The sequence below is a fragment of the Flavobacterium sp. 9 genome, assembly GCF_002754195.1.
Classification (GTDB): Bacteria; Bacteroidota; Bacteroidia; order Flavobacteriales; family Flavobacteriaceae; genus Flavobacterium.
Map to the genome: position 1 here is coordinate 1565286 of NZ_PEEU01000001.1, position 17818 is coordinate 1583103.

At 33.2% G+C, this 17818-nt stretch carries 13 protein-coding genes; 9 read left to right on the top strand and 4 right to left on the bottom strand.

The window, feature by feature from the left end; translation table 11 throughout:
- Nucleotides 1-45 precede the first annotated feature (45 nt).
- The 9 genes from CLU81_RS05745 (at nucleotide 46) to CLU81_RS05785 (ending at nucleotide 14244) form a co-directional block, all read left to right on the top strand.
- Nucleotides 46-2370 carry a hypothetical protein gene (locus CLU81_RS05745; protein WP_099708947.1) on the top strand — a complete coding sequence of 775 codons (2325 nt, stop codon included), beginning with the start codon at nucleotides 46-48 and terminating at the stop codon, nucleotides 2368-2370.
- Nucleotides 2371-2387: 17 nt separating this feature from the next.
- Nucleotides 2388-3977 carry a hypothetical protein gene (locus CLU81_RS05750; protein WP_099708948.1) on the top strand — a complete coding sequence of 530 codons (1590 nt, stop codon included), beginning with the start codon at nucleotides 2388-2390 and terminating at the stop codon, nucleotides 3975-3977.
- A 58-nt stretch (nucleotides 3978-4035) separates the two neighbouring features.
- Nucleotides 4036-6294, top strand: a complete 2259-nt coding sequence (locus tag CLU81_RS05755; RefSeq protein ID WP_099708949.1) for a hypothetical protein — start codon at nucleotides 4036-4038, stop codon at nucleotides 6292-6294.
- 17 nt (nucleotides 6295-6311) lie between these two features.
- Nucleotides 6312-8645, top strand: coding sequence for an SGNH/GDSL hydrolase family protein (locus CLU81_RS05760; RefSeq protein ID WP_099708950.1), 2334 nt, complete (start codon nucleotides 6312-6314; stop codon nucleotides 8643-8645).
- Entirely contained in the window at nucleotides 8642-9472 is an 831-nt protein-coding gene (locus CLU81_RS05765) for a hypothetical protein (RefSeq protein ID WP_144444474.1), read from the top strand. The genes CLU81_RS05760 and CLU81_RS05765 overlap by 4 nt, the downstream gene beginning before the upstream one ends.
- A gap of 350 nt (nucleotides 9473-9822) precedes the next feature.
- Nucleotides 9823-11061, top strand: coding sequence for a hypothetical protein (locus CLU81_RS05770; RefSeq protein ID WP_099708952.1), 1239 nt, complete (start codon nucleotides 9823-9825; stop codon nucleotides 11059-11061).
- Between the two features lie 14 nt (nucleotides 11062-11075).
- On the top strand, nucleotides 11076-12083 hold the full coding sequence (locus tag CLU81_RS05775; protein WP_233209665.1) for a hypothetical protein: 1008 nt from the start codon (nucleotides 11076-11078) through the stop codon (nucleotides 12081-12083).
- Between the two features lie 382 nt (nucleotides 12084-12465).
- Complete coding sequence (locus tag CLU81_RS05780; RefSeq protein WP_099708954.1) at nucleotides 12466-13344, top strand: AraC family transcriptional regulator; 879 nt, start codon at nucleotides 12466-12468, stop codon at nucleotides 13342-13344.
- A 72-nt stretch (nucleotides 13345-13416) separates the two neighbouring features.
- Nucleotides 13417-14244: an NmrA family transcriptional regulator gene (locus CLU81_RS05785; RefSeq protein ID WP_099708955.1), complete on the top strand. Its 828-nt coding sequence runs from the start codon at nucleotides 13417-13419 to the stop codon at nucleotides 14242-14244.
- A gap of 349 nt (nucleotides 14245-14593) precedes the next feature.
- Here the strand turns inward: CLU81_RS05785 and CLU81_RS05790 are convergent, their stop codons facing one another.
- The 4 genes from CLU81_RS05790 to CLU81_RS05805 all read right to left on the bottom strand — a co-directional run bounded on the left by CLU81_RS05790 (nucleotide 14594) and on the right by CLU81_RS05805 (nucleotide 17575).
- On the bottom strand, nucleotides 14594-15193 hold the full coding sequence (locus CLU81_RS05790) for a murein L,D-transpeptidase catalytic domain-containing protein (RefSeq protein WP_099708956.1): 600 nt from the start codon (nucleotides 15191-15193) through the stop codon (nucleotides 14594-14596).
- 280 nt (nucleotides 15194-15473) lie between these two features.
- Nucleotides 15474-16622: an MFS transporter gene (locus CLU81_RS05795; RefSeq protein ID WP_233209666.1), complete on the bottom strand. Its 1149-nt coding sequence runs from the start codon at nucleotides 16620-16622 to the stop codon at nucleotides 15474-15476.
- Between the two features lie 122 nt (nucleotides 16623-16744).
- Nucleotides 16745-16972: a hypothetical protein gene (locus tag CLU81_RS05800; protein ID WP_099708957.1), complete on the bottom strand. Its 228-nt coding sequence runs from the start codon at nucleotides 16970-16972 to the stop codon at nucleotides 16745-16747.
- A gap of 6 nt (nucleotides 16973-16978) precedes the next feature.
- Complete coding sequence (locus tag CLU81_RS05805; RefSeq protein ID WP_099708958.1) at nucleotides 16979-17575, bottom strand: TetR/AcrR family transcriptional regulator; 597 nt, start codon at nucleotides 17573-17575, stop codon at nucleotides 16979-16981.
- Between the last annotated feature and the right edge of the window lie 243 nt (nucleotides 17576-17818).

The following is a 17818-nucleotide window of genomic DNA, read 5'->3' on the forward strand; positions in this document are numbered from 1 at the left end:
GACAGTTTCAATTGAAATACAAAAATATAAAAAACAAAATACAACATGACAAAAAACAATATTAACAAGGCTCCTGAAGAGGAAGAATCTTCACAGGTCCAGATTATTAGCAAGCCACTAAAATTAGAGACTGTTAATGAAGGAAATAACGAAGATGATGTACTTGTGCGAGGTGCTGATAACACTGTAAAATATGTTCCGCAAAGCTCTTTAGGTGGCTCAACTATTTCTGTGACTAAATCAGAATTAGATAATTTGATAAATAATAATTCTTTAATTCCTGGCGCTAATTATAAAATAAGTGGAGTTCATCCAAGTTTGTATGATGATGGAACTTCGAGTGGAACTACAATATTTTTACAAGCTTTAACAGAAAACACTTTATCTAAAGAAGGACATGGAGAATTTTGGAATCCTAAATATGATCAGAGTGTTGATGGTTTTGGAATTTGGAATAATAATCAGATAACTGTTGAAGGAAAATTTGAAAGAACAAATGTTTATGCTCAACCAGTATCTATAAATGGAAATATTATTCAAGACTCTAATACTAATAATATTTATACTTATGGATATAATCAAACAAATGCTCAATGGGAAATTAATGTCGTCTACCCAACATTACCTCAAGGAACAGTTGAAACTTATATATCTTCTATTGAATTTGCAGATGTAAGAGATATGTCAATAGATTCGCAAGGTAATTTATATTTAACTAAACCTGTCGATAAAACAATATTGAAAATTGAAAATACTACAAAAACAATGTCTGTTTTATGCACGTTAGATCAATCTTTTCATTCAATATATATAGATTCAAATGATAATATTTATATTTTTAATCCTTCTTCTTCAAATTTATTCGCAAAAGAAATTAGACATGTAAGTTTAGATGGATTAAACGTATCTAGTGTATTAGCTCATAATGTTATTAATGAAACAACTTATATACGAAAAAATTCATTAGGCGAATTATTAGTTTTTTCAGTTTTTTCTACTTCTATTAGGAAAGTGTATCAAGTTATTAATCCTTCAGCTGTGACTGAAGTATGTTCTATTAAAGTAGTTGGTGGTGCTACTACTTGGGATTTAGATAGTTTAAATAATATTTACATTGCGGATGTCGCAGGTGGTAAAGTTTTTAAATATGAAATTAGCACTTCTACGACATCAACGTTTTGGCAAAAACCCTCAGGCCCATTAGATTATAATCCTCGAGCAATCAAAATTGATTCTAATGATAATGTTTATATTTCAACAATATATCCTAATAGCTTAATAAAACTTAACTCTTCTTCTACTGAAGAAATGTTAACAATTATTAGTGATGAGCTTCGAGATTTTGGAAGTGAATTGATGTTCATTGATTTTGAAGATAATATATTTTTCAAATATTTCAATTATTTTTTAAAATTTTATCCGAATCAATTGTTTAATGAAAAGGAGAGAATTTATGATTATAATATCTCAAAAATTAGTGGAGATTTAATTTCTGATATGAACAATTATTCACCAAATTTAATAAGCTTTGAAACAAGAGGTAATGATTGGACAGGAGTTTTAGCTGTAAATGGAGACGTTTCTGGTTCATTTAGTCAGATTAAAAATATAACACTAGCATCTCCTTATTCTATTGGGGAAAAAGTTATTTGGGGAGGATATTCCTGGACAAACAATTCAGGAGCAAAAGGACAAAATTACGATCAATTCACATTGTCTTACGATTGGACAAAAGATCAATATAATGAAGATGATTATAATCAGGAATTAGACATTATTGAATATGATTATCCTAATGATTGGATCTCTCGCAGATACGAAATTGAATCAGGATGCGATGTAATTTATACTAAATCTGATTATGATAATTTTGGTAGAGAATCCGCAATAAAAGTATTTCAATTTGGTAATTCCTTTAATTCTAAGCTTTATAAAGGACTTTCAAATATTACAGTTTCTCACTCTTATTTTGAAAACATCAATTTTACCGGAAGTTATCAAAGATCGATAATTTTAGATTCTGCAGAGCAATCAAATTGCATATTCGGACCAAATAGTTATCAGGAATATTTAACTTTTTCCGCAGGATCTAGTCAACAAGGTGTTGAATTCAAAAATAATTCAGGACAAATTCAATGCACCTTTAAAGAAGGTTCTAGCTCAGGAGACTATCTAATACAATCAAATTATACAATGTCAAATTTAAGTTTGCTTAAAAATTCAAGCATTTATAATATTTCACCTAACGAGGATTCATTGCTTTTAAATCCCTCAATTTTAAAAGAAATATACAATAGACCTGATGGTACAACTAAAATCCGTTATTACGACAACGACGATAATTTAGTTATAAGCGACATTAATGACTAATTTAAAAACACAAGAAAATGACTAAGAAAAAATACGGAATTAGAACAGTAAACGGCAATGAACCTGATCCGGAAACAGGAAATGTTGAGGTATCAACTGGAGGTTCTCAGGATTTGCAATCTGTTCTAGATCAAGGAACTTCAGCTGTATTAACAAATACAGCACTAACTATTATCGATGGCAATACCTCTGAAAACATGTCATTATTTGGAAGCAGAATATTTGGAGTTGAGCCTGCTACCGGCAACTATATTCAACTAAACGTGAATGGCTTAACAATTGCTGATAATCAAACAAATCATCAATTATCATTAATAAAAAATGGATTACAATACAGTAATCCTGACGCTAATTATACGAAAGTTACTTTTAACGAACCTTTACCTAGTGGAAATACAACTATAAAATTTCCTTCAAAACCAACAGCAGGCGAATATACCTTAGCAACACTAGATGACATAACTACCAATTCTCCCGTATCAGGCACAACAGTCGGTATTGTAGATAACACACCATTACAAGAATTAGGCGGTGTAGATAAAACAATCAATGGAATAAGAATAGGTAAAGGTAACGGGACTACTACTGAAAATATATTACTTGGTAGTGCAAATACATTTGGTTTAAATACTACAGGAGACTATAATACAGCTGTTGGCTATGATTCTATGATAGCCAATACAACAGGCGAAAACAATTCAGCTTTTGGAGAATGGGCATTACGAAGTAATACAACAGGAAGTAGTAATACGGCTATTGGAGTTAATGCATTGAATGCAAATACAACTGGAACTTGGAATGTCTCTATTGGTGTAAACTCCATGAATTCGAGCGTAAATGGTTATAGTAATGTAGCTGTAGGTGGTGAAGCATTAAAAAAAAATGTTGGAGGAACAAATAATGTCGCTGTTGGTATTTCTTCTTTAAGAGACAATGTTGGAATTGCTGCCAGTAGTACCAACGGATGTCACAATACAGCTTTAGGCAATTCAACTTTAATCTATAATGTATCTGGTGCTGCAAATACAGCCATAGGATCAGCTGCATTAGCAAGAGTGATGAGTGGTGAGCATAATATTGGTATTGGGTATCAAGGAGGTTCTGGCATAACAGGAAGCCGAAATGTTGTAATAGCCACAAGTGGTTGGGTAGTTGGAGGCGGCGGTATCACAACTGGTAATAACAATATGGTACTCGCGCCTAATAATGGAGACAATACCGGAATAACTACAGGAAGTGGCAACGTAGTTTTAGGAAAAGTTACTGGTTTAAGCGCTTCAGCATCAAATACTATTACAATATCTGATGGAGTTGGTAATATAGCTATAACAAAAAGCACAACAGGTGAATTAAAAACACCTAATCTAACACAAGCTCTTATCATTTCTGGCGGAGCTACTTCTTTAGTCACGAAAGGTTATATAGACAATACTGGTGCCGTAGATAACGTAACAACTACAGCATTGTCAAGTACTACTCTAACAACGACATATCCAAATGCATTATCAGGTTTTAGAGTTAGATGTTTAAATATTACAAACGGAGCTTTAACCTATGAAAAAACTGTCTCAGGTTGGATTCAATATGCTATCACGATAACCCAATAAACCAGCGTAATTGACAAAAATCAATCTTTTGCAAAATACCGAAAAAAGAAAACACAACATGATAAAAGATAATATTAACAAGACTCTTGAAAAAGAATCTTCACAAGTACATATTATTAGCAAACCTCTAAAATTAGAAACTGTTAATGAAGGTACTAAAGAAGATGATATATTGGTAAGAGGCAGCGACAATACAGTAAAATTTGTTCCACAAAGTTCTTTAGGCGGTGGCTCAACTATTTCTGTGACTAAATCAGAATTGGATAATTTAATAAATAATAATTCTTTGATTCCAGGCGCTTATTATAAAATAAGCGGGGTTCATTCCGCTTTGTATGATGATGGAACCTCAAGCGGAACAACGATTTATTTAAGAGCAGCAACAAATAACAAACTAGAAAAAAATGGTCATGGAGAATTTTGGAATCCTAGATATGATCAAAGTGTAGATGGTTTTGGAGTTTGGGGAACTAAGATTGAATCTTCACCTTCCTTTTCGAAGACACCAATATTTGCCAGAGGTTTACAAACGAATGGGATGTGGTGCCGATCTTTTGGAAAAGATTCTAATGGAGTTTATTATCAAACGGGGCAAGATGGAATTATTAAAAAAATAACTCCATCAGGAATTATTTCCAATTTTGTAAGTATTTCAGGCGCACAAATGAGTTTTGTCTTATTACCAAATGACGATATAATTGCTTTAGACCACGCCCATGCAGGCATAAAGCATATCTCGAGAGAAGGTAAAGTATCAAATTGGCATGGATACCCAAATCTTCGTGAAATGCTTGTAGATTCTGAGGGAGAAGTATGGGCATTTGGATATAGTTTTAGTTATATCTATAAGCTTAATCAACCAAATCAACTGTTCGATTTAATAGCACAGACGTCAGGTGGATGGTTTCCAATCGGATTAGGAATAAATCAAGATGATAAAACTTCTCTAGTTGTAATTAATGCACAAGGAGAAGTATTTCACATGGATAAAAAAACCGGCGTATTAACAAAAATTACACAAATGCCTCTAGGTTACTATGGATCCTTTGCTTTTGTTAGTAAATCTGGTAGTATTTATGTTAGCGCATATTTAAGCACTGGCGGCCGTGATACATTTGTTTGGAAATACAATGGAACGCAATGGACCTGTATATGGGCAAATTCAGCTCAACCTAATAGATTTAATGAAGATCCATTGGGAAATATTTGTATGACCACAAATAATCCTGACACATTGGTTAGTTTCGAACCTGTAAATAATTCATTTTTTACATATGAAAAACCAGTTGGAGGAACCTATAGAAATATAGAATTTGACGAAAATTGCAATATGTATATTGAAACTTCAGATGGACTTATCTTAAGGAAATTCTATAAGACACAAATGTTTAACACACCTGAATTAGTAACGGCAAACAATGGAGCAACAGGTACAGTTACAGACAATTTAAGCAATCCAACTTTACCAACTTATCAACTCATCCCCATATCTGGAAACTGGAGTGAAGCCACTAATATAACCGGAAATGAAACAGGAGCTATAACTGATATTGAAAATTATTCTGAAGTAAAATATAGTCAAGGAGATAAAACCATTTGGGGAGGATATTCCTGGACAAACAATTCAGGAACAAAGGGACAAAATTACGATCAATTCACATTGTCTTACGATTGGATAAAAGATCAATATAATGAAGATAATTATAACAAAGTTTTAGATATAATTGAATATGATTATCCTAATGATTGGATCTCTCGCAGATATGAAATTGAATCCGGATGTGATGTAATTTATACCAGAGCTAATTATGATAATTCTGGTAGAGAATCTGCAATAAAAGCATTTCAATTTGGCAATCCTTTTAGTTCAAACTTTTATAAAGGAGTTTCAAATATTACAGTTTCTCACTCTTATTTTGAAAACATCAATTTTACAGGAAGTTATCAAAGATCGATAATTTTGAATTCTGCCGAGCAATCCAATTGCATATTCGGACCAAATAGTTATCAGGAATATTTAACTTTTTCGGGAGGATCTAATCAACAAGGTGTTGAATTTAAAAATGATTCAGGACAAACTCAATGCACCTTTGAAGAAAACTCTAGTGCAGGAAACTATCTAATTCCGTCAGATTCCACAATGTCAAATTTAAGTTTGCTTAAAAATTCAGGCGTTTTTAATATTTCATCTAATGAAGATTCGTTGCTTTTTAATCCTTCTATTTTAAAAGAAATATACAATAGACCTGATGGTATAACTAAAATCCGTTACTACGACAACGACGATAATTTAGTTATAAGCGACATTAATGACTAATTTAAAAACACAAGAAAATGACTAAGAAAAAATACGGAATTAGAACAGTAAACGGTAATGAACCTGATCCGGAAACAGGAAATATTAATGTATCAGTTGGAGGTTCTCAGGATTTACAATCTGTTCTAGACACTGGCCATAATGCAACTAATGCTTTTATGACAATAGGAGATAAAAATGCATTGTATTCTCTTATTGCAAGTACAAATGTATCGACACTTGACGTTAATTTTGACAGAAGATCTGATTTACTTACTTATGGCTTAGCAGTAACTAACAATTCTGAAAATGATTATACTAACTACTATAAAGATGATGTTACACATTCGACACAAGACAACCTAAAATCTAATAAACTTGTATGGAAGAGACTTACAGATGGAAACAGTGAATATAAATTCCCTGAAAAACCTTCTGGCAGTTATATTTTAGCTACAAAAGACGAAATTCCAAATCCTCCAACTTTACAGGATGTGGTAAATAATAATAACAATTTAAGCACTCAAATTAATTTTATTGCCCCAGGAGTTACTTTCCCTAGCTTTATAAATAGTCATTTGTTAGAATTTAATGATTCTGATGGTAATCAGGTATTATTAAATTCAAAAGTATTACAGTTTGGTAGTTCTACAATAAATACTAAATTAAACGGAAGTGGGAATGGTGACTTTTATTTTCCAGATATTGGAGCGAGTACAAGTGCAACCCTAGCGACTACAGATGATTTAAAAGATGCTACTAATTCGATAAAAGGATTGGTCAGATTAAATGGTGATTTAGGTGGGACAGCTGATGGACCAACAGTTCCGGCATTATCAGGAAAACAAACTACATTAGTATCAGGTACTAATATTAAAACCATTAATGGAACCTCATTATTAGGCTCTGGAAATTTATCAGTGGGAAGTTCTCTCAAATCATTTTCAATATTTGATGATAATTTTGAAGACGGAACGGCATCACTAACATTAAGCACTGGCTGGTCTGTTGGTAATGATGGAATCGCGATTTCTACTGGTGGAGGTTGGGGAAATTCGGCTTTATTAAATAAATATACTACTATTGATCGAGTATCATCACGAGCATTAGTTCAAATAATAAACACCGCATCTATTTTTTCTTTAATTAGAAAACCAACAACTTTAAATCAATTTGGTACAGTCGCTCAAGTAGATTGTTCAACATCAATGCTAAAAATATATACATCATGGGATGGTTCCTCAACTATTCCTACTGTTGCAAAAAGTATTAGTATTCCTTTTTCAATTATAGCTAACCGAAAGTATTTGTTAGAATTGAAGAAAAACAAGGCCTTCACAACATTTACATTTACTGACACAACTAACCTAAACAATACTATTTCCTTGATGTATAATCAAGAAACTGAAATAATTTCAGGTATTGGTCGGCAATGGGGGGCTCCGGGAGTAATGTTTAATTCAGGAAGTATTAAACTTAAAAGGTTTACTTATGCAACTGAATTTCCAAACGCTCCGAAAGTTCTTGTAACTGGTCACTCATTTGTTGAAGGTTATGCACTGTATGCTGAAGGTGATTCAAGTAAGACATACTCAAATTTGCTTCTTGATTCATTAAATGGCGATGTTGCCATCGCCGGCAGAGGCGGTGAAGATATATCAACAATTAATACTAGAAACGATATTGATTTCTTCTCACCAACATATCATTTAGTTGACATAGGTTCTAACGATACTGTATATGCGACATGGTTAGCTGGAATTCAAACATATATTAGCAAAATACAAGCATCCGGAGCGATTCCTGTATTAGCTACAATAGCTCCAAGATCAGATCGCCAAACATTCATTAATCAAGCTAACGATTGGATTAGGTTAGGTACTTATAACTATGTAGATTTTGCAAAAGCATTAACGGTTAATAACGATGGTCTTACACAGGATGCTTCTTTGTTTTGGACTGATTATGTGCATCCAAATATTGCAGGAAATGCAAGAATGTTTCAACAATTAAAAATTGATGCACCTTATTTGTGGGATGGCAATACAAAGCCTCAAGCAGCGGTTGTTAATTTAGATATTTCAGAGGTTAGTAAAACTGCTAGCTTTACAGTTTCCTTAACTGATTCGACTAAGTTATATGTAATTAACTCCTCTAGTACAGTTGTTGTTACTTTTCCAACTGGAATGACATCGGGTAAATGGTGGGAATTTATAAGTATTGGTACTGGTACAGTTTCATTTGTTGCAGGATCAAGCGCAACATTGATTTCGCCAGATAATAGGTTAAAATTACGAGCACAATATTCACAAGCCAGAATTGTCGCTAGAGTATCAAATCAAGGGGCTTTGGGGGGAGATATAGTATTATGATGGGATATTATTCAATTTACCCAAATGTTATAGATTACTTATCTACAACTTATGCAAATCCAGTTGGTATTGCTTATGATGTGACTGGAAATAGAATCGCTATTGTTGAGTTTAAAACAAAAGTTAGTTTTATAGATGCCACAACATTTAAAGTGTTAAATACCATACTTGCTTCCAGTTTAGATCTTTTTATTGCTTCTATAGGTTTTGATTCTGTTAATAATAGATTTTTTGTTGGTTCAGATAATGTTAATGGAAAAGTGCATATAATATCAGGTATTGATTATTCAGTAACTTTAAATGCTATCTATGTACCAACAGAGTCAATTTATAGAGATTTTCGTTTTGATTACTCGACTGACAGAATGTTTATATCTTGTTATGGAGCTGCAAGTCAACCTATTTCTAAAATCTCAGTACATAAAATATCTGATCTAACTTTAATAACATCTTTTGATGCAGATAAAGCATCCGGAATTGAAATTGATACAACAGCTCGAAAGTTTTATGTCGCAGGACATACCAGTGCAAATATCAAGGTTTACGATCTTGATACTTATTCTTTATTGAATACAATTACAGGTAGTGGAGATTTTGCTTTATCATTAGTGTATGGAATAACTCAAGATCCTTCCAATTCTGATTATATGATTATTCAAGATTACAATCTAAACAAATTATGTCTACTACAAAAATCAACAAACACAATTATAAAGCAGATAAAAGGATTTACAAGCGCTAGGCTTTCAGTTTTTATCAATGACAAAATTTATGTTACTCTAGGCAACACAACCAACAGAGTGGCAGTAATAAAAAAATTCTATTAAAAATATTGAACATAAAAAAGGTGCTCAAATTGAGCACCTTTTTTATATAGATCTGGCAAAATAACAAAGCAATTGAAGCTTTTTATCGTTTTGATTATCAATAGAGTTTACTAGAATGCTTAAACACTTAACTTTTAACCAAATTTAAAAGTCCTTTTTCTGGTTCCTTTTTACATTCGCTTTAGTAATAAATTAGGCATAAATGAACAATTTGAATGTAACAAAATTCTAAAAAAACTTACTTACATAACAAATTAAAACAGCAATTTTCTGTCAATATTCTTGTTTTCCGCAAGGATAATGATAGTTTTGTGCTAGAATTAAAATCCCAAATTTAACCTACAAACCTTATGAGAAAAACCATTTCTTATTTTTTCTCTTTTGTATTATTCGCAGGAATCCTTGTTGGATGCAGCGACGATTCAAAAGACGAAAATTACAAAGCTGAGTATTTGTCGAGTATCGACGCAACCAATTTACCTGCAGGTAATAAACCTATGACCATGTTTGAGGACGCTGAAAATTCCTCTAAAATGTATGACAACAAAGACCGTTGGTTTCGGGTAAATCAGCCGATGCAAGTCATCCAAAAAGGAAAAGATTCTGTACAAATTTCCCTTTATTCCCCAGTTGGACTTACAGATGTAAAAGTCTACGCAAAATTACCCAACTACGACAAACGATTTGTAATCTTCGAATTTTCTAAAGTTCCGGCTTTTCACCGTTCTTTTCACCAAATTCCTTTAGTAGAAGGAAAACACGATTACAAACTAGAAGATGGGAAAACCGTAACAATCGACAAAATCGGTGGATTCTCATCTGGAGCAATCCAGTTTTCTGTAGAATCAAGTGATCCTTTATTCGAAAAATTCAAAAAGATAAAATCGAATCGATTAGTACAATTCAGCACGCAGTATCACCTTAATAATCCTGCTGATGATCCTAATAAATTTTTACCAATGAATCCTGTTTTGGCCAAAGAAGCCATTACAATGATTATCAATTATTCATACGCAATAAGTCATCCTTTGTATTATGATACATTCATCAATTTTGACCGATACAAAAGAGAACAAGCGGCTGCAGCGGGAACTGAAACCGTTAATGGCGCGCTCAACTGGCACGGAAATGCTGAAGATGTAGATGGCGTTTATGATTACCTGACCAAAGCTCAAATTGAAACTGCTTATAATACGTACATCGATAACCGTACTTTGAATATGGCAATGGTCGGAGGAGGTTCAGCCTGGGGCGGTGGCGCATTAGCTTCGCAATGGGAATCTGGCTATGTGACCGGACACTGGTTAGGCGAAATGTCAGTTTGGTCACACGAATATTCTCATCACAGCGGTTACAGCCATAGTAGTAATTTGGCCAATAGTGGTCAAGGTGGCGGTCAGCAGGAAATGCTAACCGATTTTTATAAATACCTGATTTCTTTAGATGATCTTCCATTTACAGATCCTGATATCTTAAAAGGATATACGAAAACAAAATATCTAACAGGAACTTACAAAAAACCAGTCTTTAAAATTAATCCTAAAAATCCGTTTTTAGTAAAATATAAAGGAGAAGGAAAATGGAAATAACCACTAAAACTATCATGAACAAAATACCTTTTTTTATAGCATTACTTTGCCTTTTTACCAATTGCAGCAAAGATGACAATCAAGATAATACTTCACCAACAACCAGTTATTATTACCCAACTGAAGAGACTTCGATTAGCGCTGCCCAAATTGGGGACGGAAAAGGAACCTTAGATCCACAAGGGATAACAATTGCCAACAATAAATTGTACGTTTGTAATGGAGACGTTTTTGAAATTTTTGACGCTCTGACCTTAAAACATCTAAAAACAATTTCGGCGTATACAAAAGGAACAACTACAATTCCGTTTACCAAACTTTCTTCCGTTAGCGTTGATAATGGCCGTATTTATATTGGAAGTATTGATTCAAGACTTTTTGTGATGGACGAAGCGACAACTGCAGGAATTAACACCGTTGGAAATGGTCAATGGTGGAATACTTTTGTACACGTGTTTGGCGTTATCGTAAAAGACGGATTAGTATTTGTGAAAGAAAAAAATACAACTATTAAAGTTTTCGAAACGACACAAATCACTGAAACCAGCAATTGGGATCTAAAACCAATCGCGCTTTTAAATACTTTAAACGGTTATGACCAGGTTTATTCTTTGGATGTTGAAAGCGGAAATTTAGTAGTAGCCGGAAGAGATGCCAAAAGCTACTTGTATTACAAAATTGCGGCTATTAAAGCTAATGCTGCAGCTTCGTTGAAAGAACCTTTAAAACCAACAAATACAGCTTTTGATGCTAAACCTATTGCGATCAATTTTAGTAAAGATTGGGCAATTACATCCGAAAATATTGGAAGTGTAAACTATTTACGTCTTTATCCTAAAGCTGAATTTTTAGACAAAAAATACACTGCAAGAGTGAATGCTTCTGACATTATGGGACAAAATCCTTTTGGAACAATTGTTAGTACAGCGCAACTTAACGATCGTCTTTTCTTGTCTGATAATACAAATAAAAAAATACGAATTATTAAACTTAATCAGTCTACAATTACAGAACACAAATAGGCTTAATTTTATAAGTATCAATACTCAAAAGGGAATAGTTTCAGAACTATTCCCTTTTTGTTTTAACTCAATTTAGGAAACGTTTCTGGTCAATACAAAACCTGTGGAGAAACATAAAATATTTTGTATTGAATAATCATTTTAAACGCAAAGTTCGCAAAGCTAGATCAACACAAAGCTTTGCGAACTTTGTGTTTTTATAAAATCCGATATGCATAAAAAAATTTGCGAACTTTGTGGTTAAATTCATCCTTAATTTTTATAGCTCCACGGGTTTTTCTATTGTACCAACATTTCTTTATAAACTTTGATTATTTTAAATGCCGAATTAAAAATAAATGGTAACTTTTCATGCTTTTTGTAGTCAAATATCTAAAAACCAATGACAACAGATATCATAGAATTAAATGACTTTATTGTTTTAATCGAACAATCGAATACTTCTAAAACTTTTGTTCAGAAGTGTGCAATTGATGGCGACGCCGTTGGATTTGCTTTTTACGGATCTGGAAATGTCGAATTAGAAATCAAACATAACAATCAAACCAAGTATTTGACGAATACAACAGGTTTGGCAATTTGTTTTTTCGGAAATCAAAAAGTAGAATTCTCACACAAGATCGAACCTGATAAACCGCTGCAATCGATCAGTATTTTTACCAAACCCAAAAAACTGCATTCTTTGCCTCAGGCAGAAAAAGAAATTTTTGAAAAACATCTTCCTGAATTACTAAATCCGAAAGAGCATTTTGTAAAAGGTCCTTCATTTTATATGACGCTGGATATGCAATTAGCAGTTCAGAAAATCTTTAATACCACTTATACCGGCAATACGCGATTATTGTTTTTGAAAAGTCAGATCAATGAATTATTAGCACATTTTTATGCACTTTTGACCACAGGAACCAAAATTGATTTTTCGGAAACAGATAAAAACAAGCTTTATAAAGCCAAAGAAATTGTAACCAATAGCTATTCGAAACCACCTTCGATTACGCAATTATCTCAAATGGTAGGTTTAAATAGTAACAAACTCAAAAAGAACTTTAAAGAACTATTTGGCATTCCGGTTTTTAAATATGTTCAGGAAGAACGACTTCACAAAGCTTATGAATTACTCCGCGAAAGCGAAAGAACTGTGCAAGAATCAGCTTGGGAAGTTGGTTACGAAAGTTTAAGTTCATTTTCGAATGCATTTCATAAGAAATTTGGGATGCGTCCAAATGAAGTTAAGCAACAATTCCTTTCAAACAAATTATAATTCTTTTCAAACAAATGATTTGTTTATAATGGGGGCAACTTTGTGTCAATAATCAATTAAAAAACTATTGACATGAACAAACAGAAAATTTTAGTCTTGGGTTCCAATGGGAAAACTGGACGCAGAGTAGCCGAAAGATTAGAACAAGTTGCCAATATCGAAATTCGTTTAGGTTCCCGAAATGAGAAAATTCCTTTTGATTGGGAAAAACCAGAAACTTGGGAAGCCGTTCTTCAGGATATTGATTCAGTTTATATTACTTTTCAGCCTGATTTGGCAATTCCAACAGCCGAAGATTCAATTGAGAATTTTACACGTCTTGCCACAAAATTAGGCGTTCAGAAAATCGTTTTACTTTCTGGAAGAGGCGAAAAAGAAGCGCAAATTTGCGAAGAAATTGTAAAGCAAAATGCAAAAAAATGGACGATTGTTCAGGCAAGTTGGTTCAACCAAAATTTTAGCGAAAGCTTTTTCCTAGATCCAATTTTAGCGGGAATCGTAGCATTACCAAGAGCAGAAACATTAGAACCTTTCATAGATGCCGATGATATTGCTGAGGTAGTTACAGCAGCACTTTTAGACGATAAACACAACGGTCAGACTTATGAATTAACCGGTCCGAGATTATTAACTTTTAAAGAAGTCGTTAATGAAATTGCTGAGGTTAGCGGTCGAAACATCACTTTTCAGCCTTTAGCTTTAGACGAATACACACAAATGCTGAAAGAATATCAAGTTCCCGAAGATCATATTTGGTTAATAAATTATCTTTTCGAACAAGTACTAGACGGACGAAATTCAAGCATAACTTCTGACATCGAAAAAGTCTTGGGCAGGAAAGCAAAAGATTTTTCCGCTTACGCGAAAGAAACAGCCCAAACCGGAATCTGGAATTCTTGAAGTTAATTGTATTTACACAATATTGTCATTTCGACGGAGGAGAAATCTCCGCAAGTAACTCGACAAAGATTGGATTTACAAACAATGATTATCATTTGAATCGCCGTTTCAACGGATTAAAATCCGTTGCTACAATATAAATCATTCCTCCGGAATTTTACATAGAGTTCCGGAGAAACGAGACATATTGTAGGGATGGATTTTAATCCATCATACAGTTTTACCATCTAACGAAAGTTTCAACAAAATCCTGCGTAAATCAGTTCAATCAGCATCATCCATGTGCCATTAAAAAGCAACTACAATAAAAAAAGCTTGTCGATAACCGACAAGCTTTTACATTATTCACCTAATAATAAACATTCAAAACTATACTAGTTTTAGAACCATCAATTATCTTCTCCAATCTTTTAAAGAATTTTTCACTTACCATTGGACATCCTTTGCTATTCGAAATATAATAATCCTGCTCTTCTTCCGGAACTGCTGAGTACGGATGTAAAACGATTGCCCGCATCATTGCATTGCTATTCGTTTCTTCCAAACCAAGCAATTTATACGATTTGCCAAACATTCCTTTATATGATTTTCCGATAACATATTTGCCTAGCGAAGTACTTTTTGAATTGGGTTCGTTACTAAATTTTAAATCTCCCCTAACATTAGTTTCAGAACCGGAACCGTTGGCGACAAGTCCCTGATCCAGGATTTTATCATTTTCTAAGTCATAAACAAAAAACCTGTTTTTGCCGGACTTAATTTTCATATCAACAAAAAAAGCAATTTTAGTATTGTAATTACTTTTAGCGTGAATCATTGCTTTTACTTCGGCTACACGACTATTAAACCTTTCTGGTTCAATATCTGTAGACAAACTATTTGTTTTATATTCTTTTATTCCTCCAGAAAAAGTTATTGCAAAAAATAAGATCAGGCTAAATGTTTTCATAAAAATACAGTTTAAAAAATTCCGAACAATTTTGATGTTTATGAAACAACTTGAATGGTTTTACAAAACAGGATATCAACTATTGTTTAGATTTTAATTTCAGTCTGCAAATTTACATCGTCATTAAAACTCAAGAAGACCTTAAACGACTATATAACAACACAATAAGACTTTTCAAAATAAATAAAACGTTCAAAACCAGTCTCTTTATTCCATAAAAAAACCCTGTAAAACAACTATTTTACAGGGTTTAACATATCCGAATTGATAATAAAAAATGCTATTCTTTAATATCGTGATCTTTTGATTTTACCAACTGATTTACTCTCCAAATCAAAAATACTGTCAAAAGTGTAATTACCGCAATTACATATCCTAGTATATCATAGTTTTCCAATGGAGAAGTTTTAGTTTTTTGATGTATAATAAATCCGGCACAAACAGCGGCGATTCCACCGGCAATTTGCTGTAAAGACGAAGATATTGACATATAAGCGCCACGATCTTCCAATCCCGGAATTGCTGTATTAAGCGTTGTTGCAGGAATCATACGACTCATGATTCCCATAAATAAGATCATATTGATTACTACAATTTCCCATAGTGGAATTGGCGTTAAGTTCGTATAAATCAAAATCATAATGATCGAAAGTATAGAACCTGCTGCAAACAATTTAAACTTGCTTACTTTATCACTTAATTTTCCAACCAAAGGCATTATAAATAGTACCGAAAGTCCGGTGAAGAAAAATACCATTGGTAATTCGAGTTGGCTAATATGAATATTATTCACTAGAAATGCGCTTCCGAAAGGCTGTAACATAAAACCTCCCACAGAAAGAAATGCAATCGATGCAAAACCAACCTGATAACGTTTATTGCTCAAAGTATGCCAAAGATGCAAAAACGGACTCTTGTCTGATTGCACTTCTAAATGCTTTGTGATTGGCTCCATTTGTGTGATAATTGCAATAAGAATCAAGGCTCCTAAAACGGCAATCATAATAAATGCTGAATGCCATCCCCAATTATTAGCAAAATATAAACCAACCGGAATTCCTAAAATCTGACTTGTAGCAAAAGCCATTTGTATGAATCCCATAACGCGTCCTCTTTGGTGAATAACGAATAAATCTGTTACAATTGCCAAAGACACAGAACCTATTACACCACCAAAAAGTCCGGTAACGATTCTTGCCGCAAGCAACGTCATGTAACTTGTTGAAAGCGCGCAGAAAACGGTACCAATGATGAATCCTGTATAGAAGAAGATTAAAAGTTTTTTTCTGTCAAATTTATCAGCAAAACCCGCTGCCATTAATCCCGAAATTCCGGCACTAAAAGCATAAGCAGAAACGGCAAAACCAAAGTTTGCGGTCGTCATATTCAGGGTTTTCATTAAGATATCTCCAAGCGGAGAAATGACCATAAAATCAAAGTATAACTGTAAATTGCAAAAGGGCTAATATGGCTATAATGATTTTTTGGTGTGAAGTAAAAGCGGGGCTGTCCCCAGAAGTTTTTTCCATATAAATTGGTTATTTTTTTTGATTAAGATAATTCCTGACATTCATGACCAAATTCGTTGATCATACCAATAATGGCGTCAGGTTTTAATACATTCGATACGACGCGAAGCACGCAATCAACATCTTCATGATCGATGCTCCATTGTTCTATATCCGAATGATTATCCAGCGTTCTGTGCATATCACAATCTGGATTGATTTGTTTAATATTTGTTTTGAAAATGTGTATTGTATTCAAATTCGTTTCCATAATTTTTCATGGTTTTAGTCCTTTAATTGTACTCTTAAAAGCTTCTTTCATAATCTCTTTGGTAAGTTTAAATGGTCTTCCTCCCATACTCTTACCCTCAGTATGCATATTCAACAATGTGTATAAAGGTCCGTAAGCCACTGACCAAAAAGCCTCAAATGTCATTGGGACAATTTCTTTTTTACGAAGTCCATTGTCAATAAACTCACTCATAATCTTTCTAAAATCTGCAAACTCTTTAATAGAATCCAGAATAGCTTCTGAATGAGGAGAATGTTTTATGATCTCAAAAAATGCAACTTCTTTCGGATATTTCATGGTAAAGTTGGCGCGGTTTTCCCACTGTCTCCATAAACCTTCCTCAAATGACATTTCGGGCGCAAAATCTTTTACTGTACTTGTAAAAAATTTCAGCGCGATAATGGCACCTATTTTTTGAATCAAATCATCCTTGTCTTTGTAATAAATGTAGAGCGTGCCAACAGAAATAGAACACGCCTTCGCGAGCTTGTTCATACTGAAACCTTGAAATCCGTCACGCACAATTTGGTCAATTGCCATTTCGATTACCAATTTTTCTTTGTCGACATCTCTTACTCTCATACTGATTATTTTTGACAAAGATAAAATAATAAATGAATGAACATTCTTTTATTTATTATTTTTTTCAAAAGATAATATCCATAATATATGCTTAACATTATCCAACACATTCAACCATAGATTCATGTGTTCTAATTCAAAAACTGCAGATTTGATGAAGAGATTAAAAATCCGAATAAAAACGTAACCAACGGTTTAAACCGTTGGGATAAAATATAGCATCGTGTATTATTTCGATTCGTT